We start from the raw sequence: 1,376 nt of genomic DNA, 5'->3' as shown, positions 1-1,376 counted from the left end.
GTATGCATAAGAAAAAGCCCTCATCTCAAAAAAGAGACGAAGGCTTATTGCGCTCGCGGTACCACTCTCGTTGCTAAACCGCCGGTTTAGCCACTCATAAGTTAACGGTCTTCAGCCGGGGCTTCCTACTGTCAGTTCAGAAGTCCATCTCCCGGGTGCGCTTCATGGGTTGGCCTGTACCGGTTTCCACTCTCCCGGCTCGCTGAGGACTAGATCCAAATCACTACTATCCCGTTCATCGATTGCATATTGATTTTTTTCAGTATAGCGAATTTTTGGGAGAAAGCAAGAGCCTATCCCTTAATTAATTCCTTTTTTTGAAAAATATCAGGTTTTGGTACCCCTCCGGTCAACTGGGGCAGAGAGGCCTTAATCCGAGGTCGGGGCAGCGGTCAGATCTTTGATATCCGTGGAGCCATAAATCAGCAGGGCAATTACGATTACCAGCAGCAGGGCACCGGCAAAATTCTCCCCGTCAAAATCCAAATTTCCCATAAGCTCTTTTGCCCCCTTGAGCATCATCATTTTTTATGAGAGATCGGCCTTTTTCTTTAAGGCGGTCATAATTTCATTTAATGTCAGGCTGCTGTTATCATCGAGAAAGCTGACCAGCTTATCTACATTGCTCTCGCTCAAATGATTCAGGGATGTATATTTCCCGACCAGGCTCACGAGCAGGGAAGCGTCTCTAAACATCTGAATGGAGTCTACCTTCAGCTTGCCTGTCAAAAGGAGCGCAGCGACCGCAAATTCCAGCCCTTGCTTGCGGATAAGATCGAACATTATAAACAGAGCGGAAAAATGCTCAATAATACACCTGCTAGATAGAAGAAAGAATTCCAGTGGCTAAAAGAAGTAGACAGCCTTGCCTTAGCCAATGCACAGCTCAACCTGGAGAAAGCCAATAGGCATTTTTTTCGGACTGATAACGCGGGTTTCCCTAAATACAAAAGCAAGAAAACAAACAATGACAGCTTTACAACAAACAATCAAAATGGAACAATAGCGATTAAAGACGGAACGCTCAAAATTCCGAAGCTAAAGACAAGAATCCGGATCAAGGTCCATCGTCCATTCACGGGGCAGATCAAATCATGCACACTCTCAAAAACACCATCAGGCAAATACTTTGCTTCCGTTTTAGTTGAAACAGACATAGTCCCTTTAGCTAAAGCAGAAAAGAAGATTGGGGTTGATCTAGGACTGAAGGACTTTGCCGTTACTTCTGATGGTGCAGTGTTCGCCAATCCTAAATATCTTCGTATTTCTGAAAAACGGTTAAAGAAGCTGCAAAAGGACTTGTCTCGGAAGAAGAAAGGAAGCAATAACCGACATAAGGCAAGATTGAAAGTTGCCAAGCTTCATGAAAAAATAGC

The 1,376-nt window shown here is 44.4% G+C and carries 3 protein-coding genes and 1 other annotated feature; of the genes, 1 reads left to right on the top strand and 2 read right to left on the bottom strand.

Going from position 1 to position 1,376, the window contains the following annotated elements; genetic code table 11:
* Positions 1-29 precede the first annotated feature (29 nt).
* Positions 30-248 (bottom strand) — a binding site (T-box leader).
* Positions 249-369: 121 nt separating this feature from the next.
* The gene (locus AQR02_RS35210) at positions 370-495 is read right to left on the bottom strand and encodes a hypothetical protein (RefSeq protein ID WP_280818661.1); all 126 of its coding nucleotides are present in this window, start codon (positions 493-495) and stop codon (positions 370-372) included.
* A gap of 33 nt (positions 496-528) precedes the next feature.
* The gene (locus AQR02_RS23125) at positions 529-783 is read right to left on the bottom strand and encodes a hypothetical protein (protein WP_054942773.1); all 255 of its coding nucleotides are present in this window, start codon (positions 781-783) and stop codon (positions 529-531) included.
* Positions 784-891: 108 nt separating this feature from the next.
* On the opposite strand from AQR02_RS23125, the gene AQR02_RS32635 reads away from it, so the two are divergent.
* A partial coding sequence (locus tag AQR02_RS32635; RefSeq protein ID WP_148449199.1) for an RNA-guided endonuclease InsQ/TnpB family protein occupies positions 892-1,376 on the top strand: 485 nt, incomplete at its 3' end.

It is taken from the genome of Paenibacillus ihuae, from assembly GCF_001368795.1.
Lineage (GTDB): Bacteria > Bacillota > Bacilli > Paenibacillales > Paenibacillaceae > Paenibacillus_AQ > Paenibacillus_AQ ihuae.
This window is presented reverse-complemented; position numbering and strand designations above follow the sequence as displayed.

Excerpts from the sequence above, each read along its gene's own strand:
- AQR02_RS23125 (WP_054942773.1), bottom strand. The coding sequence starts at position 783 with ATGTTCGATCTTATCCGCAAGCAAGGGCTGGAATTTGCGGTCGCTGCG.
- AQR02_RS35210 (WP_280818661.1), bottom strand. The coding sequence starts at position 495 with ATGGGAAATTTGGATTTTGACGGGGAGAATTTTGCCGGTGCCCTGCTG.